The 19,594-nt window shown below is 63.6% G+C and carries 17 protein-coding genes and 1 other RNA gene; 8 read left to right on the top strand and 10 right to left on the bottom strand.

Going from position 1 to position 19,594, the window contains the following annotated elements:
- The first annotated feature begins 58 nt into the window (after nt 1-58).
- Nucleotides 59-2,083: an ATP-binding protein gene (locus EFD55_RS05765; protein ID WP_125843653.1), complete on the top strand. Its 2,025-nt coding sequence runs from the start codon at nt 59-61 to the stop codon at nt 2,081-2,083.
- Here the strand turns inward: EFD55_RS05765 and EFD55_RS05760 are convergent.
- Complete coding sequence (locus EFD55_RS05760) at nt 2,068-2,994, bottom strand: dihydrodipicolinate synthase family protein (protein ID WP_125843773.1); 927 nt, start codon at nt 2,992-2,994, stop codon at nt 2,068-2,070. The two genes, EFD55_RS05765 and EFD55_RS05760, sit on opposite strands and share 16 nt — an antisense overlap.
- A 17-nt stretch (nt 2,995-3,011) precedes the next feature.
- On the bottom strand, nt 3,012-3,623 hold the full coding sequence (locus tag EFD55_RS05755; protein ID WP_125843652.1) for a LysE family translocator: 612 nt from the start codon (nt 3,621-3,623) through the stop codon (nt 3,012-3,014).
- 136 nt (nt 3,624-3,759) lie between these two features.
- On the opposite strand from EFD55_RS05755, the gene pdxR reads away from it, so the two are divergent.
- Entirely contained in the window at nt 3,760-5,262 is a 1,503-nt protein-coding gene (gene pdxR / locus EFD55_RS05750; protein WP_183736663.1) for a MocR-like pyridoxine biosynthesis transcription factor PdxR, read from the top strand.
- A 29-nt stretch (nt 5,263-5,291) separates the two neighbouring features.
- On the opposite strand, the gene EFD55_RS05745 is transcribed toward pdxR, so the two are convergent.
- Nucleotides 5,292-5,726, bottom strand: a complete 435-nt coding sequence (locus EFD55_RS05745; protein WP_125843650.1) for a MarR family winged helix-turn-helix transcriptional regulator — start codon at nt 5,724-5,726, stop codon at nt 5,292-5,294.
- 91 nt (nt 5,727-5,817) lie between these two features.
- On the opposite strand from EFD55_RS05745, the gene EFD55_RS05740 reads away from it, so the two are divergent.
- A complete protein-coding gene (locus tag EFD55_RS05740; protein ID WP_125843649.1) occupies nt 5,818-6,294 on the top strand; it encodes a cupin domain-containing protein in 477 nt (158 codons plus the stop codon).
- A gap of 28 nt (nt 6,295-6,322) precedes the next feature.
- Here the strand turns inward: EFD55_RS05740 and miaA are convergent, their stop codons facing one another.
- Nucleotides 6,323-7,219, bottom strand: coding sequence for a tRNA (adenosine(37)-N6)-dimethylallyltransferase MiaA (gene miaA / locus EFD55_RS05735; RefSeq protein WP_183736665.1), 897 nt, complete (start codon nt 7,217-7,219; stop codon nt 6,323-6,325).
- Between miaA and serB the strand changes: the two genes are divergently transcribed.
- Nucleotides 7,218-8,108, top strand: coding sequence for a phosphoserine phosphatase SerB (gene serB, locus EFD55_RS05730; RefSeq protein WP_125843647.1), 891 nt, complete (start codon nt 7,218-7,220; stop codon nt 8,106-8,108). The genes miaA and serB overlap by 2 nt on opposite strands.
- A 453-nt stretch (nt 8,109-8,561) precedes the next feature.
- On the opposite strand, the gene EFD55_RS05725 is transcribed toward serB, so the two are convergent.
- From EFD55_RS05725 to EFD55_RS05705, 5 genes are all read right to left on the bottom strand, one after another.
- Entirely contained in the window at nt 8,562-10,274 is a 1,713-nt protein-coding gene (locus EFD55_RS05725; RefSeq protein ID WP_125843646.1) for a Do family serine endopeptidase, read from the bottom strand.
- A 206-nt stretch (nt 10,275-10,480) separates the two neighbouring features.
- A complete protein-coding gene (gene hflC / locus EFD55_RS05720; RefSeq protein ID WP_125843645.1) occupies nt 10,481-11,449 on the bottom strand; it encodes a protease modulator HflC in 969 nt (322 codons plus the stop codon).
- A 3-nt stretch (nt 11,450-11,452) separates the two neighbouring features.
- Nucleotides 11,453-12,541 carry an FtsH protease activity modulator HflK gene (gene hflK, locus EFD55_RS05715; RefSeq protein ID WP_125843644.1) on the bottom strand — a complete coding sequence of 363 codons (1,089 nt, stop codon included), beginning with the start codon at nt 12,539-12,541 and terminating at the stop codon, nt 11,453-11,455.
- 149 nt (nt 12,542-12,690) lie between these two features.
- Complete coding sequence (locus EFD55_RS05710) at nt 12,691-13,209, bottom strand: dihydrofolate reductase (protein WP_125843643.1); 519 nt, start codon at nt 13,207-13,209, stop codon at nt 12,691-12,693.
- Between the two features lie 13 nt (nt 13,210-13,222).
- Nucleotides 13,223-14,017, bottom strand: coding sequence for a thymidylate synthase (locus EFD55_RS05705; RefSeq protein ID WP_125843642.1), 795 nt, complete (start codon nt 14,015-14,017; stop codon nt 13,223-13,225).
- A 108-nt stretch (nt 14,018-14,125) separates the two neighbouring features.
- Between EFD55_RS05705 and ssrA the strand changes: the two genes are divergently transcribed.
- The 4 genes from ssrA (at nt 14,126) to EFD55_RS05685 (ending at nt 15,800) form a co-directional block, all read left to right on the top strand.
- Nucleotides 14,126-14,488: a transfer-messenger RNA gene (gene ssrA / locus EFD55_RS05700) on the top strand.
- 127 nt (nt 14,489-14,615) lie between these two features.
- Nucleotides 14,616-15,128: an SspB family protein gene (locus tag EFD55_RS05695; protein ID WP_125843641.1), complete on the top strand. Its 513-nt coding sequence runs from the start codon at nt 14,616-14,618 to the stop codon at nt 15,126-15,128.
- Between the two features lie 49 nt (nt 15,129-15,177).
- Nucleotides 15,178-15,372, top strand: a complete 195-nt coding sequence (locus EFD55_RS05690; RefSeq protein ID WP_125843640.1) for a DUF4169 family protein — start codon at nt 15,178-15,180, stop codon at nt 15,370-15,372.
- Between the two features lie 158 nt (nt 15,373-15,530).
- Complete coding sequence (locus tag EFD55_RS05685; RefSeq protein WP_125843639.1) at nt 15,531-15,800, top strand: ribbon-helix-helix domain-containing protein; 270 nt, start codon at nt 15,531-15,533, stop codon at nt 15,798-15,800.
- A 21-nt stretch (nt 15,801-15,821) separates the two neighbouring features.
- Here the strand turns inward: EFD55_RS05685 and EFD55_RS05680 are convergent, their stop codons facing one another.
- Complete coding sequence (locus EFD55_RS05680; RefSeq protein WP_125843638.1) at nt 15,822-19,526, bottom strand: AsmA family protein; 3,705 nt, start codon at nt 19,524-19,526, stop codon at nt 15,822-15,824.
- Nucleotides 19,527-19,594 lie beyond the last annotated feature (68 nt).

Here is a 19,594-nt window from a genome sequence, read left to right as displayed (position 1 = left end):
TGAAGGATTTGTTAAAGGATCGACTTTATTCTTATACGCTACCGCATGGAGTAGCCCTTTGCTCAACAACGACTTGCGCACGTCTGGCAAGGCAGGCGAGCATGATCGCCGCGATGGCCATGCGCCGGGGAATCGCTTTCTCGGCCGCGTCGTTGCATGCAGCGGCTCCAGGGCGACGATTGCCGCCGTTGCCGAACAGGGCGGCACCGATCTCACCGAACTCTGGTCCGTCGGCCGGCTGATTTCGATCAGCGTCGGCCGCAACCGCGTCGTCGCCCTCGTCTATCAGATGAACACCGGCAGCCATGCCTGGGGTGAAGGCGAGGACAATTATTTCAAGATCGAGACCGAACTTCTCGGCGAAGTTCGCGTCGATGAGGACGGCACCGAGGAATTCTCGACCGGCATCTCACGCTACCCCTATCTCGGCGCCATCGCCCACCGCATCCGCTCCGCCGACCTGATCCGCATCTACGACGCCGGCGAAGGCACGACAGCCGTCATCGGCAAGCTGACGCAGGACGAAAGCATCGATGCGGCGATCCACATCCCCTCGATGCTCTCCAAGCATTTCGCCGTCGTCGGCTCGACCGGCGTCGGCAAGTCGACGGCCGTGTCGCTGCTGCTGCACAAGGCGATCGCGGCGAACCCGAAGCTGCGCGTGCTGATCCTCGATCCGCACAACGAATTCGCCGCCGCCTTTCCCAAGCACGCCGTCACCATCGACACCGACACGCTCGACCTGCCCTTCTGGCTGATGCGGCTCGAAGAATTCGCCGAAGTCGTCTTTCGCGGCCGCCCGCCTGTGCCCGACGAACTCGACATGCTGCGCGATATCCTGCCGGAGGCCAAGCGCGCCTTCCGCGGCAGCGACAATTCGCTGGTGCGCCGCACGACGGAAAAAAGCTCGATCACCGCTGATACGCCGGTCCCCTACCGCATGGCCGATCTGCTGGCGCTGATCGACGAGCGCATCGGCCGCCTGGAAGGCCGCTCGGAAAAACCCTTCCTGCGTTCGCTGAAGATGCGCCTCATCGCCGCGATCAACGATCCGCGCTATCATTTCATGTTTTCCAACAACACGATCAGCGACACGATCACCGAAACGATCGCGCAGATCTTCCGCATCCCCGGCGATGGCAAGCCGATCTGCACCTTCCAGCTTGCCGGCATTCCGTCCGAAGTCGTCAACTCGGTCGCGTCAGTGCTCTGCCGCATGGCCTTCGAGGTAGCGCTCTGGAGCGAGGGTGCGATCCACATGCTCGTCGTCTGCGAGGAAGCCCACCGCTACATCCCCTCCGATCCCAGCCTCGGCTTCGTGCCGACGCGCCAGGCGATCGCCCGCATTGCCAAGGAAGGCCGCAAATACGGTGTCTCGCTCGGCATCATCACCCAGCGGCCGGGCGAGCTCGACCAGACGATCCTGTCGCAGTGCTCGACGCTTTTTGCCATGCGCCTTGCCAACGACCGCGACCAGGAAATCATCCGCTCGGCCATCCCGAATTCGTCGATCTCGACGACGAGCTTCATCTCCTCGATCGGCAACGGCGAGGCGATCGCCTTCGGCGAAGCGATCAGCGTGCCGATGCGCATGCGCTTTTCCCGCGTCGACGAGAGCCTGCTGCCGAAGGCGCACAGCGCCAACAGCAAACATAGCGAGGAAGATCCGGATACGGTCGATCTACGCAAGATCGTCACCCGCATGCGGGCGGTAACCGTCGGACCCGATATTTCGAACTTCCAGCAGAGCATGGCCGCATCTGCGGCAAGCTTCGACGAGCCTGATGCCGCCGACGAGGATCTCGACGCCAGGCCCTATACGCCACCCGACCCGGCCACCGCGCCGCTCGAATCCTACCGGCGCGAATTGCTGCCGCAGGCGCCGCGGCTGGATCCGGCCGTGTCTCCTTCGATCGACCCGCGGCTCGATGCGCTGCGCCGCGAGATGCGCCGCGAGGAGCCGGTCTTTCCCCGCCCGGCGCCGCCGACCGACCAGCCGGCGATCTCCCGCCGGGAGCCCGGCACGTCGCTGCGTGAAAACATCCTGAAAAAACCGCTGAGCAGCCTTTACAACAAGGATTGAGGCGTCAGCCCCATCTCCTGAGCGATCAGCGGCCGGGCGGCATCGAGCACACGTTGTCGGTCCACAGGGTTGAGTGGCAGGAGAGGCCGCGGAAGCTCCGCGCGGCCGAGTGAGAGATGCTCGACCAGCATATAGACCACGCGGATGCTTCCGAATGCCTTGAACGTTTCCCAGAGCGGCTGCAGGAGCCCGGCGAGCCGTTGCGTCTCATCACCATTGCCGGACATGGCAGTCTTGGTCAAGGCAAGGGCTGTGCGCGGCAGCAGGCCGCCGAGGACGCTGTACCAGGCGTCAGCGCCTGAAAGCAGCGCTTCGGCCGCACCCCAGTCGCCGCTGTAGCCGATCGCAAGATTGGTCTTTTCCCGCAATGCCGCGAGTTCCCCGCGCAAATCTCCGTCCGCCGGCAGCGGCATTTTCACGGCCCTGATCGTCTCTATGTGCGACAGACGCTGCAGAAGCTCCCGGGTGAAGGTGAAGTGCGTCGTGCCGGGATTGTTGTAGATGCAAAGCGGAAGCCTGGTCGTCTCCGCCACCGCGAGAAAATGCTGGTAGACTTCTTCCTGGGTCAGCGGCGTGTAGGACACCGGCGCAAGCAGAAGAGCATTCGCGCCCGCTGCCTCGGCATCCCTGGCGAGGTCCTGCGCATGATCCGTCCTCAGAGCCCCGATGCCGACGACAAGCGGAACACGGCCGCCGACGCATTCGACCGCCGCCTCGACGGCCCGCCGCCGCTCCTCGCGCGTGAGATAGGCGTAGATCCCGGTGCTGCCGAGAAGGCCGATGGAGGCAACACCCGCCTCGCACAGGCGTTCCAGCAGGCGGCTGAGGGCCTGCGTATCGACCCGGCCATGGATGTCGGCAGGCGTTGGCGGAAAGGCCGAGAGGCCATGAAATGGTGAAGAAGACATGATGCGATCCTGAAAAACGATCAGTGGGAAAACAACAGGCGCGATCCGGCGCCTGCGAAGAAGACGGCGAGGCTTCCCTCGATCCAGCGGCGCGCCCTGGCATAACCGCGCACCATCGGCGCCGTCGAGAAGAGCAAGGCATAACCGGCGAAGATCGAGATCCCGAGGAGCACGCAGCCGCCGAAGGCCGTGATGGCCATTTGAGGCGAAGCGCCGGGTTTGAGGCCGAGCGACATGATCGCCACCCAGGCGAGAACCGCTTTGGGATTTCCGAGATGCATCAGGATGCCGCGGCGATAGAGCGCGCCGAGTTCCGCGGCAGGCCGGATGACCTCGCTTGCCGGCGCATCCCGAACTGCCGAGCGAGCCGCTTTCCAGGCAAGCCAGAGAAGGTAGAGCCCGCCTGCGATCTTGAGGAACAGCAGCGCATGGGCATAGCGCACGAGCAGCGTCGAGATGCCCGTGACCGCGATCAGCCCCCAGCATGTCGACATGGTTATGACCCCGGCGGCAAGTGCAAGTGCCGGTCGGCGTCCCTGGCTCATCGCCACGTTCATGATGGCCATGTTGCTTGGCCCGGGACTGCCTGCGGCAATCATGTAGGCGATATAGACGACGATAAGATCCTGCATTTGCTTTTCCCGAGGTTTGGCCATCTGCGCGCGGATACCGCCCCGAACCGGAGGAGCCGCCAATCCGCTTTCTTCTCCTCGAAAATTGGTCCATCATGAAGCGCCATTTTCAAGAATGTTCATGGACCATTTTGCAATGTCCAAGCGACGCAGCACCATCGAAATCCCGTCGCTCAACGCGATCGACCGAACGGCCCATGTCGGTCGCCAGCTTGCGCAGGCCCTCAGGAACGCAATCGCCAGCGGCGAGTTGAGGCCGGGCGAACGCCTTCCTTCGACGCGCACCCTTTCGGCCACCCTGAAGATCGCGCGCGGCACCATCGTCGAGGTGTTCGATCAATTGACCGCCGAAGGTTATCTCGAAGCGCGGGTTGGCGCCGGTACCCGCATTGCTGCTGCCCTGAGGGACACGCCGCCGATGCTCCCGCCCGAGCAGGTAACGCCACAGGCCGAGGCTGCCATCGACCTTCCGTCCCCGGCGGCGCGGCTGATGGCGATTGCCCGCGCGCTCGCGCCTCACCCGCCCGTTCCCTTCGCCATCGCCGTCCCGGCCTCCGGCATCGCCCCCGACGACAACTGGCGCCGTCTCGGCAACCGCGTGCGCGCTTGGAAACAGGCGGCACCCTCGGGCTATCACGATCCGATGGGACTGCTCGAGCTGCGCGTCGCCATTGCCGAACATGTGCGCCGCGCACGAGCCGTGCACTGCGAGCCGGAACAGGTCATCGTCACGTCGGGCACCCAGCAAGGTCTCTACATGGCCGGCCGCGTGCTTCTGTCGCGCGACGATCCCGTTTGGGCCGAAGACCCCGCCTATCCCGGCCTGACCGCCGTGCTCGACGATCTCGGCGTATGCACGTACCGCATCCCGGTCGATGCGCAGGGAATGAACGTGGAACGCGGCCTCGAACTCTGCCCGCAGGCACGCGCCGCATTCGTGACGCCGTCACATCAATATCCGATCGGCATGCCGCTCAGCATGGCGCGGCGCAACGCCCTGATCGCCTGGGCCGACCAGAACCGCGCCTGGATCGTGGAGGACGACTACGACAGCGAATTGCGGTATGCTGGACACCCCTTCCCTTCGATGCAGGGATTGCGTCCGTCACGCGTCATCTATCTCGGCACCTTCAGCAAGGTGCTGTTTCCGTCTCTGCGTCTTGGCTATGTCATCGCGCCTTCACAGCTTGCGGAAGCCTTCGCCGGCGCACGCGCCATTCTCGATCGGCATTCGCCGACCACAGAACAGCACGTTCTCGCGGCCTACATGAAGGAGGGCTATTTCGAAGCCCATATCCGGCGCATACGCGGTCTCTATGCCGAACGCCGCGCAATCCTGCTGTCGGCCCTCGAACGCGCCTTGCCCGAGGGCTGCCGCGTCGAACCGAGCGACCAGGGCATGCACATCCTCCTGTGGCTGCCCGAAGGCGCCGACGACGTGCGGCTCGCAGCCCGGGCGCTTTCGGCCGGCATCGCCGTTCGTGCGATCTCCCCCATGTATGCCGGCCAGCCCGCGCGCCCCGGCCTGATGCTGGGCTTCGGAGGCTTCCTGCCGGAGCAGTTGCAAGCCGCGGTCGGTGAACTCGCCAGACTGCTGAGACTTCGTGAAACGGCGGACAAGCGGCATAGGCCACTGTGAATGCGTGACGAATTTGCAGATGGCTTCGGCTAGCGCGCCAATGGACTGTCCCAGACGACAAACAGCAGCGCTTTGAGTTGGGCGAAACGCTCCGGCCCAAGCTCGGCGCGCCACTCGTCCTCGATGTCGCGCAATATGTCGACCATCTCGGAGAACGCGGCGTGTCCACGTTCGGTAAACCGGACGATGCGCGCACTGCCTTCACCGGGAAGGTCGGAGCGGACGATGTAGCCGAAACCCTCGAGGCTGCGGAGCAGCTGGTTGATGGCCTGTTTGCTCATGCCGGCGCGCTCGGCGATCGTGCCCGGCCGCGCCCCGTCCGGGCCTGGAAACTGCAGAACCGCCATATGCGGTAGACGCAGCTCGTCAAAACCGGCGTCGTTCAGCCCTTTGATCAGCCGGCGCTGGATCGCCTGGGCCGGGACGCGCAGCAGGGCGCCGATCAGCATGTCCTCGGTTTTCATTGGCAAGCTTTCATGGATGGCGGCATTGACGATCCGGTAAATTGAGTTTACTAGTGAATAGTAAACGTAGTTTACCGAAGGTGTTTTCAAAATGCCACAGAGAACCATCGATCCTCGCGTCAATCCTTCTGATGAAACCATTGGCACCAAAGGCTTCGCGGTTCGCTTCCTGCTGACTGCGGACAACTCGAACGGCAGCGTTTCCGCCTTCGAGCTCATGGTCCCGGCCGCGCTGCGCCTGCCGGCCCCGGCGCACAGCCACGATCACTACGAAGAGACGATTTACGGCATCGAGGGGGTGCTGACTTGGACGGTCGACGGAAAACAGATCGACGTCGGGCCGGGGCAAGCGCTCTGCATTCCGCGTGGCGCCGTTCATCGGTTCGACAACAACGGCAGCCAGGACGTGAAGGCGCTCTGCGTGGTCACGCCGGCAGCGATCGGACCAGAGTATTTCCGCGAGGCTTTCGCGGTGCTCAACGCTGCGGCCGGCGGTCCGCCGGACCGGGCCAAGATGGCGGAAATCATGCGCCGTCACGGCCTTATGCCAGCGGCACCCCCGACATAGAGGCGGCGGCTGACGGGTTGGCCCTCGGCTAAACCGTCAGCCGCTCCCAGCTCTCGTCCATCTGGTTGCGGAACCATGTCATTTGCCGCTTGGCATATTGCCGCGTCGCCGCCGCACCTTTCTCCAGCACCTCGTCGCGCGTCATCTCGCCACTCAGCATTGCCGCGATCTGCGAGACGCCGATCGCCTTCATGACAGGCGCCTCGGCGGGCAGGCCGAGCGCAAGCAGCGCCCTCACCTCGTCTTCGGCGCCCTCGCGCAGCATCTTTTCAAAACGGCCGTTGATGCGGGCATGCAGCACGGCCCGATCCGGCAGCACGACGATCTTGCGGGCCTTGGCGGCGTCGATCACGACAGGCCCGGACCGGCCCTGGAAATCGGCGATCGACCGCCCCGTCGCCTTCACCACTTCCAGCGCCCGGACGATGCGCTGCCCGTCCTGGCGGTTGAGGCTTGCCGCCATGGCGGGATCGGCCTCGGCAAGCTCTGCGTGAAGCCTGTCCGGCCCCTCCGCCACGAGCCGGGCCCGCAGCTCTTCCCGCAGCGCCTCGGGAATATCGGGCATATCGGAGAGGCCGCCGGTCAGCGCCTTGAAATAAAGCCCGGTGCCGCCGACGAAAACAGGCAGTCGCCCGGCGGCGCTGAGCGCCGGCAGCAGCGCTGCGACATCGCGCAGCCAGGCGCCCGTGGAATAGGCGGCACCCGCCGGCACGTGGCCGTAGAGATGATGCGGCACGCCCTGCATCTCCTCTTCCGACGGGCGCGCGGTCAGCACCCGCAGCGTGTCGTAGACCTGCATGCTGTCGGCATTGACGACCGCGCCTCCGTGGCGCCTCGCCAATTCAACGGCGAGCGCGGACTTGCCGCTGGCGGTCGGCCCGGTTATCAGGATCGCGTTCTCTATGCTCAGAAGGTTTTCCATCATGGCCCTCGTTGCCACGCTTGTTGCCAATCCGTCAAATCCCGTGCTGACCCCTGGCATCGCCGAACGGGCGGCCGAGGCCGTGACGGCGTCCGGCCTTTACTGGCTGGCCGACGGCATTGCCTGCGATATCGCGCTGCGCGACGGCACGGATGCGCAAGCAGCCGAAGCCGATATCCTCGCCGTCATATCAGGCGCGCCGATCGATCTCGTCATCCAGGAGCAGGACAGCCGCCGCAAGAAACTGCTGATCGCCGACATGGATTCGACGATGATCGGCCAGGAATGCATCGACGAACTCGCCGCCGAAGTCGGCCTGAAGGAGAAGGTCGCCACCATCACCGCCCGCGCCATGAACGGCGAGATCGCCTTCGAGCCGGCCCTGCGCGAACGTGTTGCCCTCTTGAAGGGACTGCCGATCTCAGTCGTCGACGAGGTCATCGCCAAGCGCATCACGCTGACCCCGGGCGGACCGGAGCTGATCGCCACCATGAAGTCGAAAGGCCATTACACCGCCCTCGTCTCCGGCGGCTTCACCGTCTTCACCAGCCGCATCGCCGCCACCCTCGGCTTCGACGAAAACCGCGCCAACAAACTGCTCGAAGACGGCGGCATCCTCTCCGGCTTCGTCGCCGAACCGATCCTCGGCAAGCAGGCGAAGGTGGACGCGCTGAACGAGATTTCGGCACGCCTCGGCATTTCGCCGAAAGAGGCGATCGCCGTCGGCGACGGCGCCAACGATCTCGGCATGCTCCACCTCGCCGGCTCCGGCGTCGCCCTCCACGCCAAGCCCGCCGTCGCCGCCGAGGCGCAGATGCGCATCAACCACGGCGACCTGACCGCCCTGCTTTATATCCAGGGCTACCGGAAGACGGATTTCGTCACGGTTTGAAGGCGATACCGCGCCAGAGGAGAGATATGGGCAAGCGACCTTTGACGGACGAACAGATGGCCGAACTCCGCGCACTGCGCGCGCTCTGATACGCATTGTAGGATAACCGAGGCCTTGGCTTGCTCCCTCTTCTCCCCAGCGGGGAGAAGGTGGCCCGAAGGGTCGGATGAGGGGGCTGCACGGCACATCATCCATTGTTGCCCTTCGCTTACGCTCAGCGCATTCGCGGCTTTGCCGCTCACCCCCTCATCGCCTCGCTATCGCTCCGGCACTTCTCCCCGCTGGGGAGAAGAGGCATGCCGCGGAGCCTTGCCCTCCTTCTCGGTCAGGTAAGAAAGATTAGACGGAGTTGCTGCTTGCTCCATCATTCCTGTCTCCGCCACAGGGGAAAACTCCGACAGGCGCCGCAACCGACCAATTACATCTCTAATCGCCGGTCTTCGTCCGGCCGCCTCACTCCATCGGCACCGCGACGAACCGCAGATCGCCGTTCGCCGATGCGATCATCAGCTGGGCGTTGCGGCGGCCTTCCTGTTTCAGCGACTGCACCTTGGCGACCACCGCATCGGGCGACTTCATGAATTCCTGCGCCACCTCGACGATCACGTCACCGGGCTTCAGCCCCTTTTCGGCCGAGGCGGAACCCGGCGTCACCTCGGTCACCACGACGCCGTCGACGCTCTCGGCAATACCGAAAGCCTTGCGCGTCTCGGGGCTCAGGAGCGAGAGCGACAGGCCGAGCACATTCTTCGGCGTTGCCGCATCCGGCGCCGTTTGTCCCTGACCTTGGCCCTGATGCTGGTCGGGCGCGGGCTTGGCCTGATCGCCGGTGTCAGGCTGGTCCATATCGTTGTTCTCGCCGGGATCCGGCGTGATCACGCCATCATCCTGCGAACCGTCGGGTGCGGCATCGTCAGTTCCGCCCGGCTGATCGCTGTCCTCGAGCCGGCCGAGCGTCACCTTGACGGTCTGCTCCTTGCCGTCGCGCAGCACGACGACATCGACCTGCTTGCCTACGGCGCTTTCCGCCACGACGCGCGGCAGGTCACGCATTTCGGCGACGGTCTTGCCGTCGAATTTCAGGATGACGTCGCCCGCCTTGATCGAGCCGTCGTCGACAGGCCCGCCCTTGATGACGCCGGCAACCAGCGCTCCCTTGGCGGAATCGAGCCCTAGGCTGTCGGCGATATCGTCGGTCACCGGCTGGATGCGCACGCCGAGCCAGCCGCGCCGTGTCTCGCCATATTCGCGCAGCTGTTCGACGACGCCGGAGGCAAGCTCCGACGGCACCGAGAAGCCGATGCCGATCGAGCCGCCGCTCGGCGAGATGATCGCCGTGTTGATGCCGATCACCTCACCCTTCATGTTGAAGAGCGGGCCGCCGGAGTTGCCCTTGTTGATGGCCGCATCCGTCTGGATGAAATTGTCGTAGGGGCCGGCATTGATGTTGCGGCCGCGCCCGGAAATGATGCCGACCGTCACCGAACCGCCGAAGCCGAAGGGATTGCCGATCGCCATCACCCAGTCGCCGATGCGCATCTTGCTGGAATCGCCGAATTTCACTGATTTCAGCGGCGTCTTCGGCTCGACCTTCAGCACCGAAAGATCGGTCTTCGTATCCGTGCCGATCAGCTTCGCCTTGAGTTTCGAACCATTGGCGAAATTGATCTCGATATCGTCGGCGCCCTCGATCACGTGGTTGTTGGTGACGATATAGCCTGTGGGATCAATGACGAAGCCGGAGCCGAGCGAGCTGACATTATGATTGCCGCCCTTGTTGCCCTGCTTCTTGTTGAAGAAGTCGTTGAAGAACTCCTGGAAAGGTGAGCCGTCGGGCGCGCGCGGCGCAGGCCCCGCGCCCTCGTCGTCCTTCACGTTCTGGGAAGTCGAGATATTGACCACGGCATCGAGCAGGCCTTCGGCAAGATCGGCGACAGAAGCCGGACCGTTGTTGGGCACGGTGGACTGGATCGGCGGGACCTGCTGTGGTGTTGCGGGCGCAGGGGCCGTCTGCGCGGCGGCAGGAGGCGTGGCCATCCCTGGTGCGGCAGCTTCAGGAGCGGTTTGCGCATGGGCAATCCCGCTCACGCCGGCTTGCGCCAGGATTGCGGCGCTGGCCAGTAGCGCGAGCGTTCGTCTGAAGGGCGAGCGTATCGTGGGGGCCATCAAGCTTCCTCATAAGGGGGTAAATGCGCACATTGAGCACCAGCATAAGGCGGAATGATGGAGGGCGAAATCACCTTTTCGCGAAATCCCCGTGCAATCTGACAAGTCCTCGCAAAAGCCGGATTACCGCAATCATTCCATGAAAAAAGGGCCGGCGCACGGCCGGCCCTTTGAATTTTCCGGGATGCGGAAGGCATCCCTTACCGTCAGTTCGCCGGCTGGGCCGGCGCTGCCGGAGCAGTTGCCCCCGGTGTTGCCGGAGCCGGTGCCGCAGGGTTTGGCGGCGATCGCAAGACGCCGTCGGCATTGTCGAAATAGCGGAAGAATTCCGAATTCGGCGACAGCACCAGCGTCGTATCCTGCGAAGACAGCGCCGAGGAATAGGCCGCCATCGAACGATAGAACTCGAAGAAGGCAGGGTTCCTGGAGAATGCGTCGGCGAAGACGCGGTTGCGTTCGGCGTCACCCTGACCGCGCAGGATTTCCGCGTCGCGCTGGGCGTCAGCGGTGATCTCGACCACCTGGCGGTCGGCGATCGCCCGGCGGCGCAGGCCGTCTTCCGTGCCCTGGGCGCGCAGCAGCTCGGCTTCGGCCAGGCGCTCGGAGCGCATGCGGTTATAGGTGTTCGGCGCCACATCGGCCGTCAGATCGGTACGGCGGATGCGCACGTCCTCGATGTTGAGGCCGAGAAGCTCGGCGTCGGGACGCAGATCGTCGCGCACTTCAAGCATCATCGATACGCGCTCGTCGGAAAGTGCGGCATCGAATTCGCGCAGACCGTAGACGCGGCGCAGCGCCGAATCCAGACGGGTACGCAGCCGTGCTTCAGCCGAATCGCGGTCGCCGGAGACGGTTTCGCGGAAGCGGCGGGCATCGTTGATCGAGTAGATCACGAAGGCGTCGACATCGAAGGTCGCGCCGCCCTTGACCTGCACCTGGATATTGTCAAGGTCGAGACGCAGCTTCTGCTTTTCGACGAGCTGGACGCGATCGGCATCCATGAAGCTGAACGGCAGCTTGAAGTAGATGCCGGGCTCGGTCTTGACCGACTGGATTTCACCGAAGCGCACGACGATCGCCTGCTCGCGGGCATTGACCACGAAAACAGAGGAATAGAGACCGAGCAGCAGAACCGCGAGGATGATGAGAATGACGGGAAGCCTGTTCGAAGTCATGGCTCAACCTCCCTGCTGCGACGGTCTGGTGATTTCGTTGAGCGGCAGATAGGGCACGACCCCCTGCTTCTCGTCGATGATGACCTTCTTGGAATTCTTGAGCACCTGTTCCATCGTTTCCAGGAACAGCCGCTTGCGGGTGACGTCGGGCGCCTTCGAATATTGTTCGTCGATGGCGATGAAGCGCTGCGCCTCACCTTCCGCTTCCTTGACGACGCGGTCCTTGTAGGCGGCGGCGTCTTCGCGGATGCGGGCACCGTCACCTCGGGCCTGGCCGAGCTTCTGGTTGGCGTATTGATTGGCTTCTTCCACCAGGCGCTGCTTGTCCTGGTCGGCGCGCTGCACTTCCTGGAAGGCATCGGCCACTTCACGCGGCGGCGCCACGTCCTCGATCGTCACCTTGTTGATCGAGATGCCGGAACTGTAGCGCGACATCGTATCCTGGATGATGTTGGCGACTTCACTGGCGATCTCCAGGCGCCGGTCGCGGAACGCGTCCTGCGCCGGACGCCGTCCGACCACTTCGCGCATCGCGCTTTCGGAAACCTGCTGCAGCGTCTGCGCCGGGCTTTCGACGTTGAAGAGATAGGCGCGCGCATCGCTGATCTGGTAGAGCACGTTGAAACGGACGTTGAGGATGTTCTGATCGCCCGACAGCATCAGGCCGCCGGCCGTGTTGCTGCTGCCCTGCGTGCCGCCGACGTTCAGCAATTGCTCGGTGACCTTGACGATCTCGACCGAATCCATCGGCCAGAAATGGAAATGCAGGCCCGGCATCGATACCGTGTCCCGCGGCTTGCCGAAGCGCAGCTCGACGCCGCGTTCGTCCGGCTGGACGGTGTAGACGCACTGGATCAGCCAGAACACCGCAACGATCGCCGCGACGATCGCGGCGACGCCGCCGTTGAAGCCGCCGGGAATGATGTTGCGCAGCTGATCCTGGCCGCGCCGGATAATGTCTTCCAGATCGGGCGGTCCGCCCTTGTTGCCGCCGCCGCGCGGGCGGTTCGGCCCCTGGCCCCATGGTCCCTGATTATTACCGCCGCCGCCGCCCCAAGGGCCGCCGCCGCCATTCTGATTGCTCCAGGGCATCAAAACCTCGTTGTTCGTTAAGTCTTCGGCGCATCCGGGACCGTGGGGGCCGACCGTCGGATGCGTTGGTGACCGTTATAGGTATCGCCGCACCGGCTTTCAACGCAGCGTGAGAAACTTGGTCAATTTAATTGGAAAATAGTTCGTTTTCAGGCCTGGCGCCGTTCATAGACGACGTAGCGGGTGGGATAGCTGTCCTTCTCCCCGGCCGGCACCGCGAGCGCCTCCCCTGCCTGCCAGACGTCGGGATCGATCGCCGGAAACGCCGCATCCCCTTCGAGGTCGACCTCGACATGAGTGACACACATCCGGTCGGCAAGGCCGATCGCCTGGGCATAGATCTGCCCGCCGCCGACAATGCAGACCTCGTCGACGCCGGCCTCGAGCGCCAGTCTTTCGGCCAGCGCGATCGCCTCGGGCAGCGACTGCGCCATGCTGACATCGGGATGATCTATCGCCGCCTGCCGCGATATGACGACGTTCGGCCGCCCCGGCAGCGGCTTGCCAATCGAATCGTAGGTCTTGCGGCCCATCACGACGGGCTTGCCCAGCGTCAGCGCCTTGAAACGCTTGAGATCGCTCGAAAGCCGCCAGGGCATATCGCCGTCACGGCCGATGATGCCGTTGCGGGAAACGGCGACGACAATGGTCTTGCGGATGTCGGCCATGAAATGTCTCCGATCAGACCGCGATCGGCGCCTTGATATTGGCCTCGGCCTCATAGCCGACCAGCTCGAAATCCTCGAATGTGAAACCGAAGATATCCTTCACGTCGGGGTTGATGCGCATGAAGGGCAGCGGTTTGGGCTGGCGCGTCAGCTGCAGTTTCGCCTGGTCGAAATGGTTGTGGTAGAGATGGGCGTCGCCGAGCGTGTGGACGAAATCGCCGGATTTCAGCCCGGTCACCTGAGCCACCATCATCGTCAACAGTGCGTAAGAGGCGATGTTGAACGGCACGCCGAGGAAGATGTCGGCCGAGCGCTGGTAGAGCTGGCCGGAGAGCTTGCCGTCGGCCACGTAGAACTGGAACAGGCAGTGGCAGGGCGGCAGCGCCATCCGGTCGACCTCGGCCGGATTCCAGGCCGAAACGATGTGGCGGCGCGAATTCGGATTGTTGACGATGCCTTTGACGAGATTGGCGATCTGGTCGATATGGCCTCCATCAGGCGCCGGCCAGGAGCGCCACTGGGCGCCGTAGACCGGCCCGAGATCGCCGTTTTCGTCGGCCCACTCGTCCCAGATCGAAACGCCGTTCTCCTTGAGATAGCGGATATTCGTCTCGCCCTTCAGGAACCAGAGCAGCTCGTGGATGATCGAACGAAGATGCAGCTTCTTCGTGGTAAGGACCGGGAAGCCCTCTTCGAGGTCGAAGCGCATCTGGTAGCCGAAGACCGAGCGCGTGCCGGTGCCGGTGCGGTCGCCCCGGTCGGAGCCCTTTTCCATCACATGACTGAGGAGATCGAGATATTGCTTCATGGCGCGCTGATTCCGTTTCGCCTGATTTTAAGTCTTCGGCGGCGGGAAGCCAGCCCCCCGCGCGTTTTCCCGCAATTTCTGCCGGGAGATAAAGCTTTTATGACGTTTGCCCTTTCCTTGGGCAGAGGAAATCACTATATCAACCCTGCCGGCTTTCGGGCCGGCTATGGCGATAAATGAGCGGTGTAATAAACCTATTGGACCCGGGGGCGGTACCCGGCGCCTCCACCAAAAACCGGCGGTCTTGAAGGCCGGCTTTTGATGGGGGCGAAACAGGATCGACAAGGGTGTAAAGATCGTCTTTTTGCTCGGCATTGTACCGCCGTTATCGGGCTAAAATTGTAGTTGCAAACGACAACTATGCGGAAGCTCGTCTCGCTGCTTAATCGCGGTGTGACACTTCAATCAAAGTCCTAGTGGTTCGCACCTCTAGGCGGGGTCCGAAGGCACCTGGCAACAGAAGCCTTCACCTTCTCCCTGCCGCAATAATCATGTATGCTCGTTATTAGCGTGACTCGGCTCCGGACTTTCCCAAGGCGCCTGAACGTGGCATATACCTTGTGAAAAGACTTTAGAACCGACGAAAGACAGGAAAAGCATGGGGCAGGATCATATCCGCTACGACATTCTGGCGCAGGATGCACTTCGCGGCGTCATCCGCAAGGTTTTGGCGGAGGTAGGAACGACGGGCCGTCTGCCCGGCGACCATCATTTCTTCATCACTTTCCTCACCGGTGCGGCCGGCGTACGCATCTCGCAGCACCTGAAGTCGAAATATCCCGAGCAGATGACCATCGTCATCCAGCACCAGTTCTGGGACCTGAAGATCACCGAGACGCATTTCGAGATCGGCCTTTCCTTCTCCGACGTTCCTGAGAAGCTGGTCATCCCGTTCAATGCCATCCGCGGCTTCTATGATCCTTCCGTCAATTTCGAGCTCGAATTCGACGTGCCGCTCGTCGACGGCGAAGAGCTACCATCAGGCGAAATCACCGCCTATCCGGTGGATGCAGCCGGAAAGCCCGACGACGCCGCGGCAAAGCCCGCGGACGGCGAGGAGAAGAAACCGGGCTCCGTCGTCTCGCTCGACTCCTTCCGCAAAAAGCAGTGATTTCAAGGGAGGCCGAGCCTCCCTTTTTCATGAGGAAGACAGGCACCACATGAGCGCCGAAATCGTCAATCTGCGCCAGTTCCGCAAGAAGCAGGCTCGCTCCGAAAAGGAGAAGCAGGCCGAGCAGAACCGCATTTCCTTCGGGCGCACCAAGGCCGAGAAGCAGCTCACCCACGCCCTGAACGAGAAGGCCGACAAGGCCCATCTTGCCGGCCGGATCGAAATGGATGACGACGGTGCCTGACCCATCGGCCCGAAAGGCAGTGTCTTTGCACGCCTGAAAGACACGCCACGCTGCAAGCCCTCAAGCAAAACTTGAAGAGCCGGAATGGAATCTGCGATCAACCACTTATGCAGTTTCCTTGAATCAATCCGCGAAAAACTCAACCGAGACGCCGCTTCATGATCCGTAAGCATTCGGCGACATTGCACGGCCATCGCACCAGCTTCTCGCTGGAGGACGAATTCTGGGCCGAGCTGAAGACGATCGCCGCAAGCCGTTCGATGCCGCTTGCCGCGCTGATTTCCGAGATCGACGACCACCGGCCGCCGGACAGCAACCTCTCCTCGGCGCTGCGGCTTCATGTGCTTGCCTGGGCGAAGGACGGCAGCGGCCGCCCAGCCGTGAGCGACGGCATGCATGAAAACAAGGGCTTGAAGCCTGTCGCTTGAATCGGATTCTCGTGCGCGCTGTTATTGCGCCTGAACGCCCGGCACCTGGTCGAAATTGAGCGGACCGGGCTGGCCCTGCCCGCTGCGCCGCGCCGCTTCCGCGTCGGCTGCTGCCCTCGCATCAGCATCCGCCTTGGCCTTCGCCTCGGCTGCCGCGCGGGCATCGGCGGCAGCCTTCTCTTCGGCCGCCTGCTGCGCCAGCGCGCGCAGGCGCTCTTCCTCCGCCTGCCGCTGCCGTTCGATCTCCGCCGCCTTGACGCGCTCGGCGGCGTTGAAGCGGTAGAGCGCGACCTCGCGGCGCAGCCGCTGTTTTTCCAGCACGATCGCCTGCAGCCGTTCGACACGGCGGCGCTCGCGCTCGAAGGCGCGCAGCGACAGGTAGCTGGTGATATCGGTCACATCCATCGTCTTGCCGGGCGACGGCAGCATGCCGGAAAAATTCAGCCTGAGCGCCGGCTCGGCGCCGGAAAGCGCCTCCTGGCCCGGGTTGAACCCGACGCCGAGCGTCGCGCTGATCCGCTCCTCCGGCAGCGCGATCTGCGCATCGGCGCTGATATGGGCAAGATCGTTGGCGATGGCGACATTCTGCACTCTCAGCGTCCCGTCCGTGACGTTGAAGGGAATGCCGAGTGGCGGCAGCTTAGCCTCGCCGTTGCTGAGCAGCGTCTCGATAATCGGATGCACCTTGCCGGCGGTGATCTGCTCCTGCATCGTATCGGTTGCGGCAAGCAAAGGCGGCAGGATGGCAAGGTTCAGCCCGCGTATGCTGGTCTCGCCGAGCTTCAGTTCGCCCGAGCCGTTGAGCGAACTGGCGATCTCGCCAATCGTCTTGCCCGAAGCCTCCATCGACAGCGATAGGCCGAATTTGCCGTTGGCGATCGGCGCGCCGTCGCGCAGCCAGACGACGCCGGCAAGGTCGGAATCGGTAAGCGAAAGCTTCGTCTGCAGGAAGCCGGTGCCGTCGGCATTGGTGAGGAGCAGGTTGCCGGAAAGCTTGCCTCCGTCCCAGGTGCCGGCCATGTCGTTGAGCTGCAGCTCGTCGCCCTTATAGGCGACGTTGCTGGTGAAGTCGGAAACCGCCGTTTCCGGCAGGCCGGGCCAGAACTGCTTGGCCGAGACCTTCACGTTGACGTCGAGATCCTTGAAGATCGGCAGCCCCAGCGGCGCCGTCGTCAGCGTGCCTTTGGCAGGATCGATGATCTGGCCGAACACCGCTTCGCCGAGCCAGCCGACATCGGCCTCGGCAAGCGTCAGTTCGCCGTTTGCCGTCGTCTTCGCCGCCTTCCGGTCGAAGGTCAGCGCGCCCGAAAATTCATTATCCGCCGCATGGCCCTTGAGATCGGAAAAGACGATTTTGTCGCCGTCGACGGCGGCTTTGGCCTGCAGGCCGAAAGGCAGCCCTGCCCCGGTCTGCGGCAGAGCGATGCCGTTCATGATGAGGTAGGGGTCGATATCGGTGCTGTCGAGCGAAAGCGCGATCTTCCCGTTCATGAAGCTTTCCGGCCGCACATCGACCTTGCCGTTGGCGGTGAACGAGGTCCGGTCGGTGGCAAAGGTCAGCGCCGCGTCGGCGGGGTCGTTGCCCGATGCCTGCACCTTGAGCGTCAAACGACCGTTGGCGCCAACATCGACCGGCAGCGGATCGAGCCCGGCCTGGCCGAACAGGACGGACGGCACGGCATTTTCCAGCGTCGCCTCCAGGCTGGTCGTGCCGTTGCCGGTCAGCGCCAGGAGATCAGACATGCGGTAGTCCAGGTTGACGCGGCTGCCGTTCGAGACGCCCGCAAGCGTCACCGTCAGCGCATTGCCCTCGTCGCCGCCGAGCGTCAGCGCGCCACGCAGCGCCGTATTGCCGTACCAGCCGGCATTGCGCACCAGCCGGTCGAGCACGGGATGATGTGGCAGGTGCTCGCGCAGCATGGTGAAGAAGCCGCCGGGATCGGCCGATTTGAAGGTGATCTCGCCGGTGCCCTTATAGTCGAGCAGCGAGCCTTCCGCCCTGCCCGTCGCCGTCAGCTCGGCGCCCGCGATATTCTTAATCGACAGCCGGTCGACGGCGAGCGCGCCGTCGGCGATCGTAAACGTGGTTTCGACATTCTCGGCACTGACGCCGAAGGCATTGAATTTGTCGGCCTTGAGCTGGGCGGCAATCTTGTGGTCGAGCACATTGTCGCCGGCATCCTGTCCGATCAGCAGACCGGTCAGCGCCTGCAGCGCATCGAGATCGAGCGTATCGCCGTTCAGCGCCACCGACAATGTCGGTGTCTGGCCGGAGATCGCCTGCCGCTCCAGCCGCCCCTTCAGCGTCGCCGGACCGATGGCGACTTCGAGATTTTCGAAACGCTGCAATTCGTGGGTCAGGCTGACATTGGCCGAAAAGCCCGCCTGCCGCAATTGCCGGATGGCCGGATCGACCGAGCCCGCAAGCCAGGAGGCAAGCCCGGTCGGCTGGCTGGAGGCCACCACGATCTGCCCGTTGAACGAGGGGTCGCCCTTGAGCAGGAGCTTGCCCTTGCCTTCCACCTGAGTGCGCCCCGGCAGCGTGCCGGTGGCGCTGTCGATCATCCAGCCCGTGCCGGCCGGCTCAAGCTCCAGCTGCACATCGCGCAGCGTCGTATCGCCGGCGACGATCGCCGGCAGCTTGACGCTTGCCTTGCCCGGCACCTGCGGGATCGGCACCTGCCCGACGATATCGATCAGCGAACTCAGCCGCTCGCGCGCCGAAACCGCCGCATCGCGCGTGGTCTTGCCGGACTCGCCCTGATTGCCGATGCGGTTGACGTCGATCTGCTGTCCGTCGGCGGTCAGCAGGAATACCGGCGCATTGCCGGTATCGAGCGTCGCCTCGCCTGTAATGACATAGGGATCGTCGGTCGAGCCGATCTCCATCCGGTATTCGGGGATGCGGATGCGTTCGTTGGTGAGCTCGAAGCGGCCCTTGACGCGCGGTGGTTGAACACGTTTGTCGGCGGGCTTGGCGCTGTTGCCGTTTTCGATCGCTGCCGAAAGCTGGCCTTGATAATTCGGCTTGCTGTCGACGAGCTTCAGTTCGCCGTCGAGATCGACGCTGACAGGGTGCTTGTCCGGCGAGAGCTTCGTGCGCACGCGCAGCGCGCCCTTCTCGTCCGGCTGGCTGCTGGAAATCGAAAAATTGCCGTGCTCGCCGTCGAGCGCTGCATCACCCTCGATGCGCCAGGGGCCGGCCAACGACTTGGCCGACATTTCCGCATCGAGGCCAGTGATGTGGCGCGAGCGGCCCGACTGGTCGTCGATGAACTCGACCTCGCCGCCGCTGACATGCACGTTTTCGAGAACGACGGTCTTTGCCGGTATTTCCGGGCGGCTGCCGCGCATCCAGTCAAGCGTGCCGTCTTTCAGCAATCTCAGGCGCACCTTCGGCTTGACGACGCGCATGTCGAAGATCAGCGCCTCGCCCGACAGGAAAGGCGCAAGCTCGGCATCCATGGAGAACTGCTCGATCTTGACGATCGGCGTGCCGTCCGCCTCCTGGCCGACGCGCACGTCGTGCAGCGTGACCGAGGGAAAGGGCAGCAGGCGGGCATCCACCGTGCCGTGGACGGTGACTTTCTTGCCGATGATGCGGCTTGCCTGGTCCTCGAAATTCTTGCGGAAATCCGTCCAGTCGATGAACAGCGGCGCAAGCAGCGCCACAAAGAGCGCCGCGACGATCACTCCCCCCAGAAAGACGAGGAACCGGCCTACCAATGCAAGGATTCTCCATTCGGGATTCTGTTGCCGACACTAGAGCATGGTGCCGAAAAGTGTGAGCGGTT

It is taken from the genome of Rhizobium pisi (genome assembly GCF_003938655.1).
GTDB classification, from domain to species: Bacteria; Pseudomonadota; Alphaproteobacteria; order Rhizobiales; family Rhizobiaceae; genus Rhizobium; species Rhizobium pisi.
This window is presented reverse-complemented; position numbering and strand designations above follow the sequence as displayed.